Source organism: Aestuariivita sp., assembly GCF_021404545.1.
Classification (GTDB): domain Bacteria; phylum Pseudomonadota; class Alphaproteobacteria; order Rhodobacterales; family Rhodobacteraceae; genus Aestuariivita.
Genome location: NZ_JAAWWD010000002.1, coordinates 162,302 through 178,861, shown reverse-complemented (window position 1 = coordinate 178,861; position 16,560 = coordinate 162,302). Strand labels below are relative to the sequence as shown.

The window sequence follows — 16,560 nt, the reverse complement described above, 5'->3', positions numbered from 1 at the left end:
TTCCTCTTGGACCTGAAGAATATCATCTTCTGTCGGTGCTCATTGCTAGGAATGATCAGTTCCCTTGAAAGAGCGGTACTGTGGAAATTGACATCTTGGCTGATCCATTCTGCACATCTCGGGCATGAGATATGTAAATCAAGGTCTGGTTCGCCTCATCGAAAATCCGCTTGACCTGTACTGACTTCCAGACAATGGAACGGCTTTCTGAGAAAACGTTTTCTCCTTCATCGCTACGGTCGATGTCACCAATGGAAATGGCTCCAGTTTGACGGCACGCGATTGACGAATTTGAGGGGTCTTCAAACCAGTCGCCCTTTTGCAACCTATCGATGAGACCACGCTCAAAATAGGCAACGTGGCATGTCACACCATCAACTTTGGGGTCAGCGAAGGCCTCGATGACGATGTCATTTCCGAGCCAGTCGACGTCAACGTTCCCGACTTGATCCGCAATAACCGGTGTATAGACCAACGCCCAAACACAGCTGAGAGCCGTGACCTTTGACCAAGAGCGCAATGCTCTACCGCAACCCAAAGAACGACAGCACGGCGATCACAACGACAACAAGACCAATAATGTAAATAAGGCGGCTCATTAAACTTTCTCCTAGGCAAAGCGATGAACTTCAAGAGTTCGTCGCGAATAGTTGAAACGCGATCGCCAGATGGGTGGATAATCGGCGGATTCCTCTGATTGTCGCACATGTTGCCCGTTGGGGGTATCGTCATCTCAGCTCATATCTTAAACTCGGACAAGAATTGTTGGGTTTTGAGCTGTCACCCTCAGTGAGACGATGGATTTCAAACTGCTTTTTGAAGAACTGTCGTCGTGTCATGTCGATAGCATCAACAACATCGGAAGAATGGCGTCTAAGGCCGCAGCATCGTAAAGGATTTTTGCCTGAGCTATGCCCGAAACTTGGTGATGGCGAGATCAGGCGGCTGGTTGAAGTTGCTTGATCCCGTCGATGAAGGCAATGCCCTGAATGATTTCTGGCATACGGTTTGAGCCATCGAGCTTTCGCCATTTTCCCTGCGCCGACATCATCAGTTTGAACGCCATGGCGAGGCCGGTTTTGCGGCTCAGGCAGCCTTTGGTTTTGCCGGTTCGATGGCGGACCGTGGCGAAGGTGCTTTCGATGGGGTTGGTGGTCCGGATGTGCTTCCAGTGTTCTGCCGGGAAGTCATAGAACGCCAGCAGTACGTCTCGATCCTTGACCAGCTTGGCCACCGCCTTCTCGTATTTCACGCCGTAGGTCTCGACGAAGAAGTCGAAGGCGGCGTTGGCATCGGCCTTCGTCTCAGCCTGCCAAATGTCGTGTAGGTGACCCTTGGCTTTGGCCTGGATCGACTTTGGCATCGCATTCAACACATTGCCCGTCTTATGGAACCAGCAGTGCTGTTCACAGGTGTCGCCAAACACTTCGCGCAGGGCTGCCCAGAAGCCAAGCGCACCATCGCCAACGGCCAGATCTGGCGGATGGTTTAGACCGTGCCGTTTAAGATCGAGGAGTAACTCACGCCAGCTTTGAGTGCTTTCGCGGTAGCCATCGCTCAGGCCGAGGATTTCCTTGCGGCCCCACTCATCCGCGCCGATCAGCACCAGAACGCATTGTTTTTCTTCCATTCTCGGCTGGAAATACACACCGTCCGCCCAGACATACACGATGCGCCGGGCGCCGAGATCACGCTTCTGCCAGCGCTCATAATCCGCCCACCAGTCCGCTTTGAGCCGCGAGATGGTGGTGGATGACAGGCCTGCCGCATTCGGCCCAAGCAGCGCGGCCAGCGCTTCTTGGAAGTCACCTGTTGAAATGCCTTTCAAATAGAGCCAGGGCAACAATTCCTCGACGGATTTGGCCTTGCGTAAGTATGGCGGCAAGATCGACGAGGTGAACCGCACTTTCTCGGCCTGCTGCCCGCGATCCCGCACGCGTGGAACCTTCACGGCAACGGGACCAACGCCGGTCATGACCTCGCGTTCAGGCAGGTGGCCGTGTCGAACGATCCGTGCGTGTCCTTCATCGGTTGTCTCGTTGGAAAACTGCGCGAGCAGCGCGCCCAGTTCTGCTTCAAGCGCTTGCTCAATCAACTTACGAGCACCTGAGCGGATCAAATCCGTCAGCGGGTCAGCGGAAAATCCGTTTGGATCAGGCAAGGTGGTGATGGTATCTTCTCTCATGTGGCATATCCTTTTCTCTGATGAGAATTGCGGCGCGTGAACAACGCCATGATATGCCGCCCCTCAGGGGCCATCACCAACTTTCAGCTATTTCTCTTTTTGCCTTAATAGGGTGGCTGGTAAAGTCAGCATCACAGACACGGCTGTTTTCTTGCACGCAGTGATGATAGAGCCCTCTCAAATACGATGCGTAGATCACGGATTTAATACACGGATAGTGTGCATAATACTGTTAGGCCTTTGGCTGTGAGGGATCGAATGACTTACAGATCATTTCGACCATTCGACACTAAGGTCAAGGAAGGCCTTCAGGTCACCGTGCGCGATGTTGTTCCCGATGATGGTGACCTCATCGAACTGGGGTTTGACCGACTTTCAAAGAGGTCGCGCTTCTTCCGGTTCATGGCTTCAAAAAGTCGACTGTCAGACGCTGAGGTCGACCTCTTCTCAGCCCTCAACACAGTCGATCATGCAGCCGTCGGGGCGCTCTGTATGCGCGATGACATGCCGCAGCCTGTCGGTATTGCACGCTATGTGCGCACAAGTGCAGAGAGCCACTCGGCCGAGATCGCGGTTACGGTCGTAGACGCCTTTCATAACCGAGGGATCGGCACGCTGTTGCTAGGGGTTCTTGCAAAGATGGCCTGCGCCAACGGGATCAGTGAGTTTCTGGCACTGGTCGACAGCGAAAACGCGGCCATGCGCCAACTTCTGCTCGAACTGGGCGGGACGGAAGAGGCCCCCAATGAACCTGAAGTAAGTATTCGTGTTCCAATCTATCAGGATCCGACAAATTACCCGGATAACGAGGTTGGAGCCTATGTACGCCGGGCCTATTCCTATGCACAGCTTTCTGACGGGTAGGCGCATCGACTGCGCGAAAACCGCTGATCCTGTGATTGTTTCAGCATGGCGGCATGTATAGACTTTTTCCGGCTATCTCACATACGCCGCGATGCAGGCTAGCAGGCCCTTAGGCGCTTTTTCTTTTGATGAAAGCCACAAGGTAGTCGCTTAAGAATTCTTGAATGGCGTAGCGTTTTGAAGCGGTTGACGCCCGATTTTGCGTTGCGCTTACCCTGCGACACCCAAAGTTTCAGTTGTAATACCTAGAGAAACATCCATATACCATCCATGCAGATGGAGAATTATTATGAGCAATGTTTCCCAGCTCCGCGCCAAACAGCCGGAAAACGAGAAAATCACGATTAACCTGGGCTTTGTCGATTTGGGTCGGATCGACCTGTTGGTGCAGGAGGGCTTCTATTCCAATCGGAGCGATCTGATCCGCACAGCGATCCGCAATCAGTTGGAAAGTCACGGTGCAGTCGTCAGCAAATCGCTTGAACGCCATACCATGGAGCTCGGGCTGCGCGACTACACGGCTGCCGATCTGGAGGGACTGCGGGATGCAGGCGAGATGCTTCACGTAAAGGTTGTGGGTTTGGCGCGGATCGATCCCGGCGTCACGCCGGAACTCGCGCTTCAAACTATCGGGTCGATCACCGTGCTTGGCGCTCTGCAAGCCAGCGCAGAGATCAAGAAGGCACTTGGCGACCGCATCAAGTAGGTCGTCTCACATATAGCAAAGGAAGTACCATGAAACTCTTCAGCGCCGGCGCGACGCGCCCGGCGGCCGATACCGCTTGGGCGTCGGCAGCCAATGATCTTGTACAACGTACACTTGCGCAGCATGGCCTCGCCTCCCCGGTGGAGCAGAGCGCACAAATAGGGGGAGTAAACCCGCCTTCGATCAACAGCATGTTGGCGAAGTTGTCCGGACAACCCATGCGTTCTGCCTCGCCTGAGACAAGCGTTCCGGACGGTGCGATCTTTACAGACGATATCTTCGCATGCGCATCCGGCAGCCGCCGCTATCGCCTCTATGTACCCGCCTCCACATCCGAGGGCGCGACGGGTGTCGTCATGATGCTGCATGGCTGCACGCAGACACCTGAAGACTTCGCCAATGGAACAGGAATGAACACCTTGGCCGACCGTCACGGGTTTGTGGTGGTCTATCCTGCGCAATCACGGGGCGATAACGCGCAATCCTGCTGGAACTGGTTCAGCCGGGGCGATCAACGTCGGGGCAGGGGGGAACCTGCGATCCTCGCTGGTTTGGCACAGAAGATCTGTGCCGATTACGGTGTCACGCGCGACGACACGTTCGTTGCCGGCCTTTCGGCAGGCGCCGCCATGGCGGTCATCCTTGGGGAGACCTATCCAGATGTCTTCGCTGCAGTCGGCGCACACTCAGGCCTTCCAGCAGGATCTGCCAAGGACGTGCCTTCCGCGTTCGCCGCAATGGCGGGCAATGCACTTGAGGCAACCGAACCCGTGCAAGCTGATCAGCGCGTGCGTACTATTCTGTTTCACGGGTCAGCCGACCATACCGTCCATCCTTCGAACGGTCATAATATCGCGCGGCGTGCGCGCAGTGCGGGTCCTGGCCAGAGCGTCGAGACATCGACGACCGGAAATGCAACGGGTCGGACCTACACGAGAGACATGTCTAGCGACGAGGACGGCACGGCGTTGGTCGAACATTGGACCGTCGAGGGACAGGGCCATGCGTGGTCAGGCGGTCAGCCAGGTGGGTCCTACACCGATCCAAACGGGCCCGATGCCAGCGCAGAAATGATCCGCTTCTTTTTCGGTAGAACAGACAAGGATACTTGAGATGACCAATATGAAACTGACGTTTGATGCGGTGACCGAGGCTACGCCTGGCCCGAAATGGGCCGCCCGTTGGGCACGGTCCTGGCCTGTCTATGAGGCATGGTTTGTCGCACGCGGCGGCGATGCCGGTCCGTCCCGTGCCGACTGTCGAGCTGCGCTGAAGCACCACATGCCCGAGTTGATCACGACCTATGACAAGCTTGTCACGATTGCGGGTGGCTCCAACCGAGCCGCGCGGTTCCTCTCCACATGGTGCCCGCCGTCCTATTTGGGTGGGTGTTCCCTCGCAGCCGTCGCGGACCGGCATGACGTTCGGCTGGTGCGCAACTACGACCTCTCGCCCGAGTTGAACGAAGGGCTGTTGCTCCGCACAGAATGGACGGGTCGCGCGGTCATGGGCATGGTTGAATTTCTCTGGGGCCTTTCGGATGGCATCAACGATGCAGGGCTCAGCGTGGCGCTGGCCTACGGCGGCAGATCCGAGACGGGCATGGGGTTCGGCATCACCACGATCCTGCGCTATGTCTTGGAAACGTCTGAAACGGTCGAAGAAGCTGTTGCAGCATTGAAGCGCATACCTTCCCACATGGCCTACAACGTGGTCCTTGCGGATGCTGCAGGCCGAACGGCAAGCGTGGAACTCGCTCCGGGAGGCGGCGCTATGATCATGCCCCGGGCCATCGCGACCAACCACCAAAGCAAGGGTACGGTCGCAGACCGACCTGGCTTCACGCGGACCGTAGAGCGGCTGGCTCATCTGAAGGGCTTGCTAGCCGGCCCACGCGATCTTGGTCGGCACTTTCTCAAAGAACCATTGCGCCAGGATCGCTACGGCGAGGGCTTCGGAACACTGTTTACGGCGGAGTATGATCCGAAGTTGCGATCGCTTTTGCTGTCGATGAACGGAAAGCGATGGCACCAAACCATTGATGGATTTCTGGAAGGGCAGCACACGGCAGACTATTCACGTGCAAGCGGTAGCAACGCGACTATCAGCATGCCGATGGGAGCTGAGAGCGGAGTTGACTGGTCGCAGGCCGCCATGATCGATTGGCCGCGCCTCGCAATGGACTATGCGGCAGGGCGTGGCCAGGAGATCAGCGCGTATCTTCCTGACACTATGGTCTCGAAACCCGAGGCCGCATAGCAAATCCTATGCTTCGGAAATCGACACATTGACCGATTTCTCAATCAGAGAAATCGGACCGAAGCTTGATAGGAATGCAACCTCTGCGGCATCTATTCCGACGCCGATCCGGACGATCTGTGATGCCTCAGCCATACCGGTGGCGTCGATCAGATGCCAGGTGCCGTCGAGATAGACCTCAGCGACCGCATGAAAATCCTGCGGCGTGACATGCGGGGCGAAGACGCTGGCAAACCGGGCTGGGATAGCGGAGGCGCGTGCGAGTGTGATGAGGACATGGGCAAAATCCCGGCAGACGCCTTGCCGTTGGACGAATGTATCGATGGCTGTCGTCTGCGCAGTGCTTGATCCTGGCACATAGGCAAAGCGCTCGAAAATCCAGTCGCGCATAGCAGCCACCCGCTGGCCCGCGTCCAAATGACCAAACTCCGCAGCAACAAAACTCTGGAGTTCATCAGACGGACAGTAGCGCGACGGCATCAGGTAGCGAACAACATCGCCGGGAAGCAGGTGAGGCGGGACCTTGTTCAATGCCGAGACATTCAAAGTGGGTCGGTCGATCTCCACCTTGGCAGCATAGGAACATGCAAAGTTTTCGGATGTTCGAAGCAACGTCCGGTTGCCGAAACCCGCCTCGGCCGCCGTATCTGCAAGCTGCTCCGGTGAGCCAACGTCAAACGCTTCGGATAGGACGTCCTGGTCCGCAAAACTCGGTGCGCGGATCTGGAGGATTAGGTCAACGGATTGGCTGATATCATATCCGAGCCGTACGTCGATATCGACAATCATCCGATGTCTTCCTTCTCTAAAACTCCGTCTGCCAGATCCTTGCGCAGCAGCGCGAAGTTGCGGTTGTTCGCTTTGAAGACGAGGTCGAAGACGTCGCCAAGAACGGGCACTGCGCCCACGACGAAATCCAGTCCGGTATTTGTTGTCATGCGTAGGATCGTGCGCTTGCGCGCACCGAGCCGATAGCCCTTGTAGATGAGATAGGCCAACGGCCCGAGCGAAGCGAGGTCTCCTGCGCCGGGGATGAGCCCAAGAAGTGAATCCCATCCAAACCGTATCGGCGTGCCCGGTATGCGGAACCGGCTGTCGAGCAACGTTGAGAGGTGGTCGAGTTTTTCGACCTCGCTGGCCCGTTCTTCATTCACTTGCGGGCAACGATATACACCGCATGAACGAGACCGGGAATGTAACCAAGCAACGTCAGCAGGATATTGATCCAGAAATGCTTGCCCAACCCCACTTGCAGAAACACGCCAAGCGGCGGAATGATGACGGATAGGATAATGCGAATAAGGTCCATGGGCGCTCTTTTCTGGAAGGTGATGGGGGCGTGTTGCAGCGTATCGCAGATCGCCGCGAGTTAAGCGAGACGCAGCGTCCTAAACTGTGCTAATTTCTCCTATGTCAGAAGAATACAAAAGCTGCCTTGTCAGCCGCCTCTCCCGTTTCGTGTCTCTTACCGATCACGAGTGCGCCTTTATTGCAGAAATGGAAAAGGACGAACATCCGCGCAAAAAGGGGCGACCGGTTGTGAGTGTTGGCGATCGGACTGAGGGCATCATGGTCCTGAAGTCGGGGTGGGCCGTCGTCCGGGCGGACAGTGCGGATGGGCGCAGTCAGATTTTGCGCGTGTACTTGCCAGGAGAGGTAATGGGTCTGGCAGAAATTGGATCATCCCATGCAAGTCATCGCGTGATGATGCAGACCGACGGGGTGATCTGCCCTTTCCCACGCGTCGGTCTGGCGCCGCTTTACACCGACTATCCGCGATTGGGAGCGTTGCTGACGGCTATCGGCAGCCTGGATCAGATCGCTTTGCGCCACCATGCCAGCAGCCTCGGATCGATGGATGCAGCTGGCAAACTCAAGTTCTGGCTGTTGCAGCTTCGGTCCCGGCTGGAGGTCGCAAACATTGGTCTTGGCAACCGGTTTCAGGTGCCCTTCAGCCAGGTCGAGATCGGGCAGGCCGTTGGTCTTACGTCGATCTATGTCAACAAACTGCTCCGCCGCTTTGTCGAAAGCGGCGACATGGAAATCAAGCGGCCCTATGTGCGCCTACTTAAGCGGGACGAATGGGAAAAGCACTGTGAGTTCGTCAACGCCTTTGTCGATATGGATACATCGTGGTTTCCGCCCGCGATCGGAGCGGAAACCACTGGCGCGGCAGATCTTGCCAGATCTGCCTAACGGTCAGGCCACTGCGCTTTTGTTGATCCCACCCGTCGCCAGCGCCGTCATCGTGCGGTCGCCATCATAGGATGCTTCAAGACAGGTTTTCAGCGCAGACAGGTCATTGTCGAGCTCCAGGCGGTCCGCAAAGGCAGCAAGGCAGCCATATCCTGCAATCGCGTAATGCGTGAGCCGTTGGTATTGCGTGATGATCATCGCATCCCTCGTGGCGTCTTCTCCGAAGGACTCTTCAATGGCGTGGGCGCGGGCTTCCTGGACCAGGCCTTCCATGCCTTTGCAGTGCTCGCCGGATGGGCTTTCGTCGTGGCTCTCTGAAATTTTTTCAATTGCGGTGATGCCGTCCTGAATCCCATCGGCACCCGCGCGAAGAGCGTCAGCAAGGTCGGTGTCACTTGCGACCTCGGCCATTTCCTTCGTTATGTCCAAAGCCTGTTTATTGGCGCTGTAAATGTCCTTGAGTTGCTCGAGGTAGAGGTCTTCCAATGTGTCGATGCTCATGTTCGATCCTTTCGAGGTGAGCCTCCACGCTATCCGGAACTGACTTTCACAACAGGGCCGGCGTGTCTGGAAGAGCGTCCGATTGGGCAAATGCTAAACCAGATTAGCGTCTGCGGGCTACGAGGAGACTAACAACCACCTAAGCTGATCGGAGCGGGGCTGGAAACGGTCACGTCCCTCAGGAGGAGTCCCTAATGCATAACGTTTTTTATCTTATCGGACTGATTGTCGTCGTTTTGGCCGTCATCAGTTTCGTATTCTGAATTTAAAGTGGAGAGAGACATGTCGAACGCAAATACACCCGACCCGAAGTCCACCCCGCGAGTCGCGGCTGAGGCCAAACAAAAGGCCAGCGACGTGACCGAGCAGGCGAAAACCGCCGCCCGTGATGTCGCGCAAAATGCTGCGTCCGCGGCAAAGGATCAGGCGGAGACCGCAAAATCATCAGTCGCTGACGAGATGTCCGGCGTAGCCTCAGCACTGCGCACAGCTGCAGAGGAAATGCGCAGCGGTTCACCGCAGGAACGCACATTTGGTCAGATCGCCGAAGGGCTCGCTGATGCGTCTGAAGCAATGCGCAACAAGGATCTGAGTGAAATGGTTCAGGACGTCAGCGCCTTCGCCCGCAAAAATCCGCTGGTGTTCCTTGGTGGTGCAGCCCTGATTGGGTTTGCTGCCACTCGGTTCGCGAAAGCGTCTGGCACGCAAGACTCGCAAATCGTGCTCGGCAGCCCCGGCACTGAGCGGCATGGAGACTTCTCATGAGCGATAACAACACGCAGAAGAGCGCCGGCGATCTGCTGACGGAGGCCATGGCCAATGTCAGCGGTCTTGTCCGCAACGAAGTCGATCTTGCCCGTGCGGAAATCAGCGAGAACGTGACCAAGGCCGGCGTGGCGGTCGGTCTGATCGCAGGTGCCGCCGTCATTGCGCTGGTCGCTTTGAATGTCTTAGCGGCCGCCTTGGTCGCGGCCCTGACCGAGGCAGGGCTTGATGCTGGCTGGTCCGCGCTGATCGTTGGCGCTGGTCTCGCCGTTATTGCATTCGTCTTGATCAACAAGGGCGTGAACGACCTCAAACTCTCCAGCCTTGCACCGACGCGGACCGTGAAAAATGTCCAGCGCGATGCCGCAGCCGTAAAGGAAGCTTACGATGACAAATGAGACACGCAGCCCGAAAGAGATCGAACGCGAAATCGAAGAACAGCGGTCTGACCTGACTTCGAATCTTGAGGACCTTCAGGACAAATTCTCAATCGACACAGTTGTGCGTCAGATTGGGGACCAGTTCCGTGAGCATGGTGGCGATATGGGCCGCTCCATCTCGAATCAGGTCAAGGCAAACCCCATTCCGCTGGCGCTTACCGGTATTGGCCTTGCGTGGATGATGTTTGGTAACGGTGCTCAGAAACAGTCAGCGCAAACACCCATTTCGGATCATCGTGATGATGACCGCTACAGCGAAGTTGAGAACGATTTTCGCCGCACGCGTGAACGTCAAGGCCGTCCCTATGTGGCGCCGACCTCCTATGCGCCTGCACGCAATGATGGTCCGTCGTGGTCGCGCGATGATGCGGACAATGGCCCACCGCTGAAAGATCACGCATCATCCAGTGCGGCAGCTATGAAGGATGGCGCTTCATCCGCAGCGGCTTCGGTCTCGGATGCTGCGCGTTCCGTCGGATCGTCAGTTTCAGATGCGGCAAATGCTGCCGGTTCGAAAGTCTCGGATGCAGCGGCCTCCGCAAAGTCCTCTGTAACGGGTGCTGCACAGACCGCCCGTGATGGCATAGCCACAGCGGCTAGCCGGATTGCGGAAGGGACGGAAACCCTCTCAGAAGAGGGCCGTAAGCGCGTCATCGCCGCACGCCAGAAAGCGCTCGATCTGCGTCGCCAGACCGCGCGCGCCGCGCAGGAGGGTGCGGATGCGGCGGCTGACTTCTACGACCGGCAGCCGTTGGTCGTAGGTGCATTGGCACTTGCGGTTGGTGCTGCCCTCGGCGGTGCCTTGCCGCGCACGAAAGCTGAAGATGATCTGATGGGATCGCAAAGCGATGATTTGATTGATCAGGCCGAGCGCATTTTCGAGGAAGAGAAAGCCAAAGCCATGTCTGTTGCCAAATCTGTCAAGGATGAAGCGACCGACATCGCGTCGGAGGCAAAAGCCGACCTTGATAGCGGTGCCCCCGGCGACAAAACCGCTGTCGAGGCGATTGGCGATAAAGCCAAGTCTGTCGCGGGGCGTGTTGCAGATACGGCTAGCTCGGCCGCCAAGGACGAGAAACTCGGTAAGCCGAAGACCTGAGCCGATGTGAAGGGGGCTGTCTGGCCCCCTCCATTTATCCCCCGAAATTCAGCCTAAGAAAGTCACCCCCATGTCCCGTGGTCGAAATGCCGAGACACCTGCCGAGATCCCCGCCTCCGGATGGAAGGATATCGCGTTTCGTTTGAAAGATGAGATTGCGGCTGATCGGGTTGGCCTGATGGCTGCCGGCGTGGCGTTTTATGGTCTGCTGGCCCTCTTTCCCGCCATCACCGCTCTCATTGCCATCAGCGGATTGCTGGTCGAACCAAGTCAGGTCGTCGATCAGCTGGAAAGCCTATCGGGGCTTATGCCGGAGGAAGTCATTGCAATTGTGACGACGCAGGCTGCCGCGGTGGCCGGATCACGGGAAAGCGGTCTTGGCCTCGCTGCAGCCGTCGGTATCTTAATCGCGCTCTACTCGGCATCGAAGGGAGTGGCGAGCCTCATTGAGGGGATCAATGTCGCCTATGACGAGGAGGAAAAGCGCGGGTTCATAAAGCTCAAATTTGTTACGATTGCCCTGACGTTCTTTCTGATGATAGGTCTTCTGATCGCCCTTATGGCGACGCTTGGCGTACCGTCAGTTCTGGCGGTTTTTGAGCTTGGTCCGCTTTTCGAGATTCTCATGACAGCAGGACTTTGGGCCGGACTCTTTTGCCTAACTGTTTTTGGTCTGTCCGTTTTGTATCGATACGCGCCCTCGCGTAGCTCGCCGGAATGGAAGTGGGCCTCGTCCGGCGCAGTCGTTTCCTGCCTTATCTGGGTAGTCGCCTCGGCGGGTTTCGCGTTTTATGTCGGCAACTTTGGTTCCTACAATGAAAGCTTTGGAACGCTGGCTGGGGTCATCGTTTTGCTGATGTGGTTCTGGATCTCCGCCTTTATCATTTTGCTTGGTGCAGAATTGAATGCGGAAATGGAAGCGCAAACCCAAGTAGACACAACAGTCGGTCCAGATGAACCGATGGGGTCGCGCAATGCGGTGAAGGCGGATACGCTTGGCGAGGCTGCAGGCAAATGAATCGCGGGAAAAGCTGCTGATGCTCAACGCAATTTTCTGGATTCTGGCTCTGGTCGTGTTGGTGACGACCCTATTGCCCCTGACCAACAGTGTGACGTGGTGGGTGCGCATATGGGACTTTCCACGTGTCCATATCCTTTTTGCGGCACTGGCTGTCCTGATCGGATGTTTATCGTTCGCGGTGTCCTTCAAGCTGCCAATTGTAGTCTTGATGTGTGCAGCGATAATCTGTCAAGCGGTGAAGGTTTTTCCCTACACTCCGCTTGCAAGCACCGAGGTCGATCTGGTCGCTGCGCCTGCGTCCGTAAGCCCCGTTTCGATGCTATCCGTCAACGTGCTGATGGAGAACACGCGATACGGCGATCTTGCGAACATCATAAAGCGCGAAGACCCTGATGTTTTGCTGCTGATGGAAACTGACCAAGGGTGGTCCGATGCGCTTGGCGACATTCTTGATCGCTACTCGACGGTCAAATCCCACGTTGCGGACGATCACTATGGCCTGATCTTTGCGACGCGACTTGATCCTGTCAGCGTCGACCTGTTGTGGCCTGACCAAGATGACACACCGGCGTTGAAGGCAGTATTGCGCTCGCCGGATGGAACAGAATTCAACTTCATTGGTCTGCATCCGCGTCCGCCAGTGCCGGGCAATGACACGGCGGTGCGGGACAAACAGATCAAGAAGGCGGCGCTGATGACTTCTTCCTCCGACCGGCCCACGGTTTGCATGGGCGATTTCAACGACGTGGCCTGGTCATGGACCACCGGACGGTTCAAACGCTACGGAGGTTTCGTCGAGCCACGGGTGGGCCGCGGAATGTATGCCAGCTTTCACGCCGCATATCCTCTGATGCGCCTGCCCATCGATCAGATATTTGTCACCAGAGACGTCAAACTGGTGTCATTCGACCGGCTGGAGAATTTCGGTTCTGACCACTTTCCGATGGTTGCGACAGTCTTTTTCGGCAATAGCGAAATCGCAAATTATGGCAAATGACAAGGGTTCCACGGCCCTCGCTGAAAATATCTTGCGAGATGCGCCGTCACAACGGCTGGAGATCGCGGCCGTTGGCATTTTTTGCCTGTTGCTGCTTCAGGGGCTCGTCTGGGCCAGTGACTTTCTGATCCCGGTGACCGCTGCGTTTCTGGGGTATTTCGTATTGAACAGACCCCGCCGCTGGCTGTCGACAATTGGCGTGGCTCCGGTGGTGTCAGCGGCATTGTTCACATCAATACTAACGGCGCTGATTGTGCTCTTGTTGGTTCAGCTCAGCGCGCCGGCCGCACAATTCATCGAAGACCTTCCGTCGCTGCTGGAGCAGATTAAGCAGAAGCTGTCGACGTCAGGCGGGACACTCGAAGCCATTAATGATGCGGCTGTTGCCGCAGAAGGGATCATCGCGGATCAGGATGCTGAAACCGTTGCGGTCGAAGTCGTCTCCAATACCGGTGTTGCGGCTACAATTTTCAGTATGGCACCTGGATTTTTAAGCCGCATCCTCTTCGCGCTGATCCTGCTCTTCTTTCTGGTAGCTTCTGGCGACATGTTCCTGACCAAAACTGTGCAGAGTTTCGACCGATTCAGCGACAAGCGTCGTGCCGTTGAGGTGCTGCATTCGATAGAAGACCGACTGGGTTATTATCTCGGCGGTATCACTATTATCAATGCCGGACTCGGCGTGGCCGTCGCTGTTGCGATGACACTGTGGGGTTTGCCCGGCGCGGTGCTGCTTGGGTTCATGGCATTTGGTTTGAATTTCGTACCGTTTCTGGGCGGGCTTGCGGGCGCGACCATTGCCGCAGCCATCGCCTTCGTCAGCCTTGATGGCACTTGGGCGGCCTTAGGTGTCTTTGGCACATACATCTTCCTGACCTCCGTTGAGGGACAACTCATAACACCCGTGGTCATCTCCCGCAGGATGCGTTTAAACACTACGGTCGTGTTCCTGACTGTCGCGTTCTTTGCTTGGATTTGGTCGGTGATGGGTATGGTCGTCGCTCTGCCGGTCCTGATTGTTCTCAAGATCGCGTGTGATGAGACAAAGTCATTGGAAACATTGGCACGTTTCCTGGGCGATGTGGATGATCAAGACCCTGACGAGGTTGACGATAGGCAAAAGTAGACAGGCGAAAGCGCTTTTCGCCTGTCTGTCGCTGAATTATGCGCGGCCTCGCATCAGACGCACCACGTATATGAGCAGGCACGCGCCGGCCGCTGCGACTATCAACTGACCGATCCAACCACCAAGGGTCGTGCCGAGAACGGCGAACAACAGCGCGTTAAGCACCAAAGCGCCGACGATGCCCAGCACGATATTCATCAGCAGGCCCTGATCTGTCTTCATGATCTTCTCGGCGATCCAGCCCGCAAGCGCGCCGATGATCAGTGATCCAATCCATCCTATTCCAGTCATTCTTTAGGTCCTTCTTCGAGCTTTAAGGGGAGGTGTTACGCAAGCGGTATCTCGGCGCTCACGCTGTACTTATCTGCGGAAGCAAAAAATGCCGCCGCCGGAGGGACACCGGCGGCGGCGGAACTCGTTAACATTGCCAGAGAGATACGGGTCGTTGCCCGTATCAAAATGGAACTCAGTCGAGACCGAGTTGCTCGGCCAAGCGCAGGCCCGGGTCAAGAACACGCACTTCGTTCTCGTTATACTCAGGCATGTTCTCCAGTTGAGTTTGCGTGAACTCCGGCAAGATCAGTTCGTCTCCGCGCAAGATCAGTTTCTCGACCGGAACAGCGACTTCGTTTTCACCCATACCGAGGAAACCACCAACGCCGATGATGGCGACCAGCGTCTGACCTCGCATACCGATGAAGTCAACCTCGCCCACATCTTCACCAGTTTCAGTGGCAACACTGCGACCGATAAGATCTTGGGCCTTGCGATCAAAGATTGGCAGGACGCTGACGGATTCCTGATACCGCGCACGGTCTTCATCGGCCATATTGCCTGCGGCGTCTGCCTTGAAGTCTTCCATCACGACCCGGGCCTGCATTTGCTCGACTTCGACGTTTGCTTCACCGCCATCGACAACGTTGACCTCGGCCTCTTCACTGGTGACGGACACATTAGCGCTTTCGCCCTGTTCCACATTCACCAGTGCCTCTTCCTGGGTGACGTTGACCTCAGCAGCTTCGGAGCTTGCGATATTGACTTGAGCTTCGCCCTGCTGAAATTCAATGCGCGGCTGTGCTTCCTGAATCGTGATCTTTGGTTCAGGACGGACAAACCGCACGACGGGTGCAGGCTGATCCAGATCGATAATTGGCTCTCCGGTTTCGACATCAACGACCGGTTTCGGCACCATAACGGTCACAACAGGTTCAGGGATGAACACGGTGATCTGTGGCTGTGCTTGCTCCACCGTGATGATGGGCGCCTGCTGGCGAACGCGCACGGTGGGTTCTGGCACGACAACGGTGATTTCCGGCTGTGGCTGAGTGACGGTGACGACCGGCTGGCCTTGGGTCACCTCGACATTGGGGTCGGGCACGGTCACGTTGACTGTTGCGTCTTCCTGTTGCACGACGACCTGGCCGCCTTGGGTGTTCACGACGGATTCGTTGGTGTCAGTTGTTGTTGTCTGCGCGAATGCGCCGCCAGCGACAAAAGCGCTGAACGCCACGGTCCCAAGTAGTGTTTTCATAGTTGGTTTCATAGTGTCTTCCTTCGTAACGACGGGCCGGAAACCAACCCAAAGTTAAGGGTTTGGTGGATCCAAATTACCAGTCTGTTTGATTTAACGATGAGAATTCACCACTGCATCTTGCAACGGCCCTGTCCCCCCACCGAATGCCTGAATCGGCAACGCCGCCGATCCTTGAAGCTACGCACAACTTAGCAGGCATACGCTGGCGCTATGGGGTGATGGCACTAATCCCTGCCAAGTTTCGGGGACTTTTTTTGGGGTTTTTGTCTATAGGCAGGCCGGTCCGAAAGAGCGGTCGATTACTACTTGGTGAAGCAAGAGGTAAGCGCAAGTCGTCGAAGGATTTCGTCAGTCGGGGCGGGCAATATCCTGCAACAGCATCTCGTCAACCGATGGACCGTGAAGAACCGCAACATCACCTGTGGTTTCCAAGATGACCGCACGGACTGACGAAAGATCAATTGCGTTGGCTTCGCGCAGCTTTGCCATAAGATCGCTTTGCGTGACCCGTGTCTGACGAAGCGCGTCATGCAAAATAACGCCGTCCTTCATGAGCAACACTGGTGTATTCTGAACGGCCTTGTCGAATGTGTCGGATCGCTGACGGGTATATGCGACACAGAACTGAACTGCGAATAACGCTGCCATGGCAGTCATTGTTTGCACCAGATCTGCCCAACTCCCAGTCTGCGCCGCGCCTGCCAGTAACGACCCCATCGCGACGGTCATGACAAAGTCAAAGTTTGTCATCTTGGAGAATGACCGCAGCCCGACGATCCGGACCAGAACGATGATCCACGCGATGCCCAGCCCGCTCAGCAAAGCGCCTTTCGTGATAGCGTCGAGTATCGCGTGATCGAAAAACAT

The 16,560-nt window shown here is 56.4% G+C and carries 20 protein-coding genes; 11 read left to right on the top strand and 9 right to left on the bottom strand.

Annotated elements, in window-relative coordinates; all coding sequences use genetic code 11:
- Nucleotides 1-55: 55 nt before the first annotated feature.
- Both HEP69_RS02090 and HEP69_RS02085 read right to left on the bottom strand, forming a co-directional pair.
- Nucleotides 56-475: a CreA family protein gene (locus tag HEP69_RS02090; protein WP_290556855.1), complete on the bottom strand. Its 420-nt coding sequence runs from the start codon at nucleotides 473-475 to the stop codon at nucleotides 56-58.
- A gap of 462 nt (nucleotides 476-937) precedes the next feature.
- A complete protein-coding gene (locus HEP69_RS02085) occupies nucleotides 938-2,185 on the bottom strand; it encodes an IS256 family transposase (protein WP_290556854.1) in 1,248 nt (415 codons plus the stop codon).
- A gap of 258 nt (nucleotides 2,186-2,443) precedes the next feature.
- Here HEP69_RS02085 and HEP69_RS02080 point away from each other — a divergent pair, with 258 nt between their 5' ends.
- From HEP69_RS02080 to HEP69_RS02065, 4 genes are all read left to right on the top strand, one after another.
- The gene (locus tag HEP69_RS02080) at nucleotides 2,444-3,049 is read left to right on the top strand and encodes a GNAT family N-acetyltransferase (RefSeq protein ID WP_290556853.1); all 606 of its coding nucleotides are present in this window, start codon (nucleotides 2,444-2,446) and stop codon (nucleotides 3,047-3,049) included.
- A 289-nt stretch (nucleotides 3,050-3,338) separates the two neighbouring features.
- A complete protein-coding gene (locus HEP69_RS02075) occupies nucleotides 3,339-3,755 on the top strand; it encodes a CopG family transcriptional regulator (protein WP_290556852.1) in 417 nt (138 codons plus the stop codon).
- Between the two features lie 29 nt (nucleotides 3,756-3,784).
- Entirely contained in the window at nucleotides 3,785-4,867 is a 1,083-nt protein-coding gene (locus HEP69_RS02070) for a PHB depolymerase family esterase (RefSeq protein ID WP_290556851.1), read from the top strand.
- 1 nt (nucleotide 4,868) lies between these two features.
- Nucleotides 4,869-6,014 (top strand): C45 family peptidase, encoded by a 1,146-nt coding sequence (locus HEP69_RS02065; protein WP_290556850.1) that lies wholly within the window; start codon nucleotides 4,869-4,871, stop codon nucleotides 6,012-6,014.
- Between the two features lie 6 nt (nucleotides 6,015-6,020).
- Here HEP69_RS02065 and HEP69_RS02060 read toward each other — a convergent pair whose 3' ends face one another.
- The 3 genes from HEP69_RS02060 to HEP69_RS02050 are packed head-to-tail and all read right to left on the bottom strand — an operon-like array spanning nucleotide 6,021 to nucleotide 7,323.
- Complete coding sequence (locus HEP69_RS02060) at nucleotides 6,021-6,803, bottom strand: transglutaminase family protein (protein WP_290556849.1); 783 nt, start codon at nucleotides 6,801-6,803, stop codon at nucleotides 6,021-6,023.
- Nucleotides 6,800-7,168 (bottom strand): DUF4112 domain-containing protein, encoded by a 369-nt coding sequence (locus tag HEP69_RS02055; protein ID WP_290556848.1) that lies wholly within the window; start codon nucleotides 7,166-7,168, stop codon nucleotides 6,800-6,802. The genes HEP69_RS02060 and HEP69_RS02055 overlap by 4 nt, the downstream gene beginning before the upstream one ends.
- Nucleotides 7,165-7,323 carry a YqaE/Pmp3 family membrane protein gene (locus HEP69_RS02050; RefSeq protein ID WP_290556847.1) on the bottom strand — a complete coding sequence of 53 codons (159 nt, stop codon included), beginning with the start codon at nucleotides 7,321-7,323 and terminating at the stop codon, nucleotides 7,165-7,167. The genes HEP69_RS02055 and HEP69_RS02050 overlap by 4 nt, the downstream gene beginning before the upstream one ends.
- A 101-nt stretch (nucleotides 7,324-7,424) precedes the next feature.
- Between HEP69_RS02050 and HEP69_RS02045 the strand changes: the two genes are divergently transcribed.
- Nucleotides 7,425-8,210: a Crp/Fnr family transcriptional regulator gene (locus HEP69_RS02045; RefSeq protein ID WP_366111292.1), complete on the top strand. Its 786-nt coding sequence runs from the start codon at nucleotides 7,425-7,427 to the stop codon at nucleotides 8,208-8,210.
- Between the two features lie 3 nt (nucleotides 8,211-8,213).
- Here HEP69_RS02045 and HEP69_RS02040 read toward each other — a convergent pair whose 3' ends face one another.
- Entirely contained in the window at nucleotides 8,214-8,711 is a 498-nt protein-coding gene (locus tag HEP69_RS02040) for a ferritin-like domain-containing protein (protein ID WP_290556845.1), read from the bottom strand.
- 282 nt (nucleotides 8,712-8,993) lie between these two features.
- On the opposite strand from HEP69_RS02040, the gene HEP69_RS02035 reads away from it, so the two are divergent.
- The 6 genes from HEP69_RS02035 (at nucleotide 8,994) to HEP69_RS02010 (ending at nucleotide 14,159) form a co-directional block, all read left to right on the top strand.
- Nucleotides 8,994-9,476, top strand: coding sequence for a hypothetical protein (locus HEP69_RS02035; RefSeq protein WP_290556844.1), 483 nt, complete (start codon nucleotides 8,994-8,996; stop codon nucleotides 9,474-9,476).
- Nucleotides 9,473-9,874 (top strand): phage holin family protein, encoded by a 402-nt coding sequence (locus HEP69_RS02030; RefSeq protein ID WP_290556843.1) that lies wholly within the window; start codon nucleotides 9,473-9,475, stop codon nucleotides 9,872-9,874. The genes HEP69_RS02035 and HEP69_RS02030 overlap by 4 nt, the downstream gene beginning before the upstream one ends.
- Entirely contained in the window at nucleotides 9,864-11,015 is a 1,152-nt protein-coding gene (locus HEP69_RS02025) for a DUF3618 domain-containing protein (RefSeq protein ID WP_290556842.1), read from the top strand. Before HEP69_RS02030 ends, HEP69_RS02025 begins: the two co-directional genes overlap by 11 nt.
- 70 nt (nucleotides 11,016-11,085) lie before the next feature.
- Nucleotides 11,086-12,033, top strand: coding sequence for a YihY/virulence factor BrkB family protein (locus HEP69_RS02020; protein WP_290556841.1), 948 nt, complete (start codon nucleotides 11,086-11,088; stop codon nucleotides 12,031-12,033).
- Entirely contained in the window at nucleotides 12,011-13,033 is a 1,023-nt protein-coding gene (locus HEP69_RS02015) for an endonuclease/exonuclease/phosphatase family protein (RefSeq protein WP_290556840.1), read from the top strand. Before HEP69_RS02020 ends, HEP69_RS02015 begins: the two co-directional genes overlap by 23 nt.
- The gene (locus HEP69_RS02010) at nucleotides 13,023-14,159 is read left to right on the top strand and encodes an AI-2E family transporter (RefSeq protein ID WP_290556839.1); all 1,137 of its coding nucleotides are present in this window, start codon (nucleotides 13,023-13,025) and stop codon (nucleotides 14,157-14,159) included. The genes HEP69_RS02015 and HEP69_RS02010 overlap by 11 nt, the downstream gene beginning before the upstream one ends.
- Before the next feature lie 36 nt (nucleotides 14,160-14,195).
- Here the strand turns inward: HEP69_RS02010 and HEP69_RS02005 are convergent, their stop codons facing one another.
- From HEP69_RS02005 to HEP69_RS01995, 3 genes are all read right to left on the bottom strand, one after another.
- Nucleotides 14,196-14,450, bottom strand: coding sequence for a GlsB/YeaQ/YmgE family stress response membrane protein (locus HEP69_RS02005; RefSeq protein ID WP_290556838.1), 255 nt, complete (start codon nucleotides 14,448-14,450; stop codon nucleotides 14,196-14,198).
- A gap of 175 nt (nucleotides 14,451-14,625) precedes the next feature.
- Nucleotides 14,626-15,690, bottom strand: a complete 1,065-nt coding sequence (locus tag HEP69_RS02000; RefSeq protein WP_290556837.1) for a PRC-barrel domain-containing protein — start codon at nucleotides 15,688-15,690, stop codon at nucleotides 14,626-14,628.
- 351 nt (nucleotides 15,691-16,041) lie between these two features.
- Nucleotides 16,042-16,560: a YetF domain-containing protein gene (locus tag HEP69_RS01995; protein WP_290556836.1), complete on the bottom strand. Its 519-nt coding sequence runs from the start codon at nucleotides 16,558-16,560 to the stop codon at nucleotides 16,042-16,044.

Coding starts and splice junctions, on each gene's coding strand:
- HEP69_RS02025 (WP_290556842.1), top strand. CDS start 9,864: ATGACAAATGAGACACGCAGCCCGAAAGAGATCGAACGCGAAATCGAA.
- HEP69_RS02070 (WP_290556851.1), top strand. CDS start 3,785: ATGAAACTCTTCAGCGCCGGCGCGACGCGCCCGGCGGCCGATACCGCT.
- HEP69_RS02010 (WP_290556839.1), top strand. CDS start 13,023: ATGGCAAATGACAAGGGTTCCACGGCCCTCGCTGAAAATATCTTGCGA.
- HEP69_RS02020 (WP_290556841.1), top strand. CDS start 11,086: ATGTCCCGTGGTCGAAATGCCGAGACACCTGCCGAGATCCCCGCCTCC.
- HEP69_RS01995 (WP_290556836.1), bottom strand. CDS start 16,560: ATGTTTTTCGATCACGCGATACTCGACGCTATCACGAAAGGCGCTTTG.
- HEP69_RS02030 (WP_290556843.1), top strand. CDS start 9,473: ATGAGCGATAACAACACGCAGAAGAGCGCCGGCGATCTGCTGACGGAG.
- HEP69_RS02005 (WP_290556838.1), bottom strand. CDS start 14,450: ATGACTGGAATAGGATGGATTGGATCACTGATCATCGGCGCGCTTGCG.
- HEP69_RS02080 (WP_290556853.1), top strand. CDS start 2,444: ATGACTTACAGATCATTTCGACCATTCGACACTAAGGTCAAGGAAGGC.
- HEP69_RS02035 (WP_290556844.1), top strand. CDS start 8,994: ATGTCGAACGCAAATACACCCGACCCGAAGTCCACCCCGCGAGTCGCG.
- HEP69_RS02060 (WP_290556849.1), bottom strand. CDS start 6,803: ATGATTGTCGATATCGACGTACGGCTCGGATATGATATCAGCCAATCC.
- HEP69_RS02065 (WP_290556850.1), top strand. CDS start 4,869: ATGACCAATATGAAACTGACGTTTGATGCGGTGACCGAGGCTACGCCT.
- HEP69_RS02075 (WP_290556852.1), top strand. CDS start 3,339: ATGAGCAATGTTTCCCAGCTCCGCGCCAAACAGCCGGAAAACGAGAAA.
- HEP69_RS02045 (WP_366111292.1), top strand. CDS start 7,425: ATGTCAGAAGAATACAAAAGCTGCCTTGTCAGCCGCCTCTCCCGTTTC.
- HEP69_RS02040 (WP_290556845.1), bottom strand. CDS start 8,711: ATGAGCATCGACACATTGGAAGACCTCTACCTCGAGCAACTCAAGGAC.
- HEP69_RS02050 (WP_290556847.1), bottom strand. CDS start 7,323: ATGGACCTTATTCGCATTATCCTATCCGTCATCATTCCGCCGCTTGGC.
- HEP69_RS02085 (WP_290556854.1), bottom strand. CDS start 2,185: ATGAGAGAAGATACCATCACCACCTTGCCTGATCCAAACGGATTTTCC.
- HEP69_RS02000 (WP_290556837.1), bottom strand. CDS start 15,690: ATGAAAACACTACTTGGGACCGTGGCGTTCAGCGCTTTTGTCGCTGGC.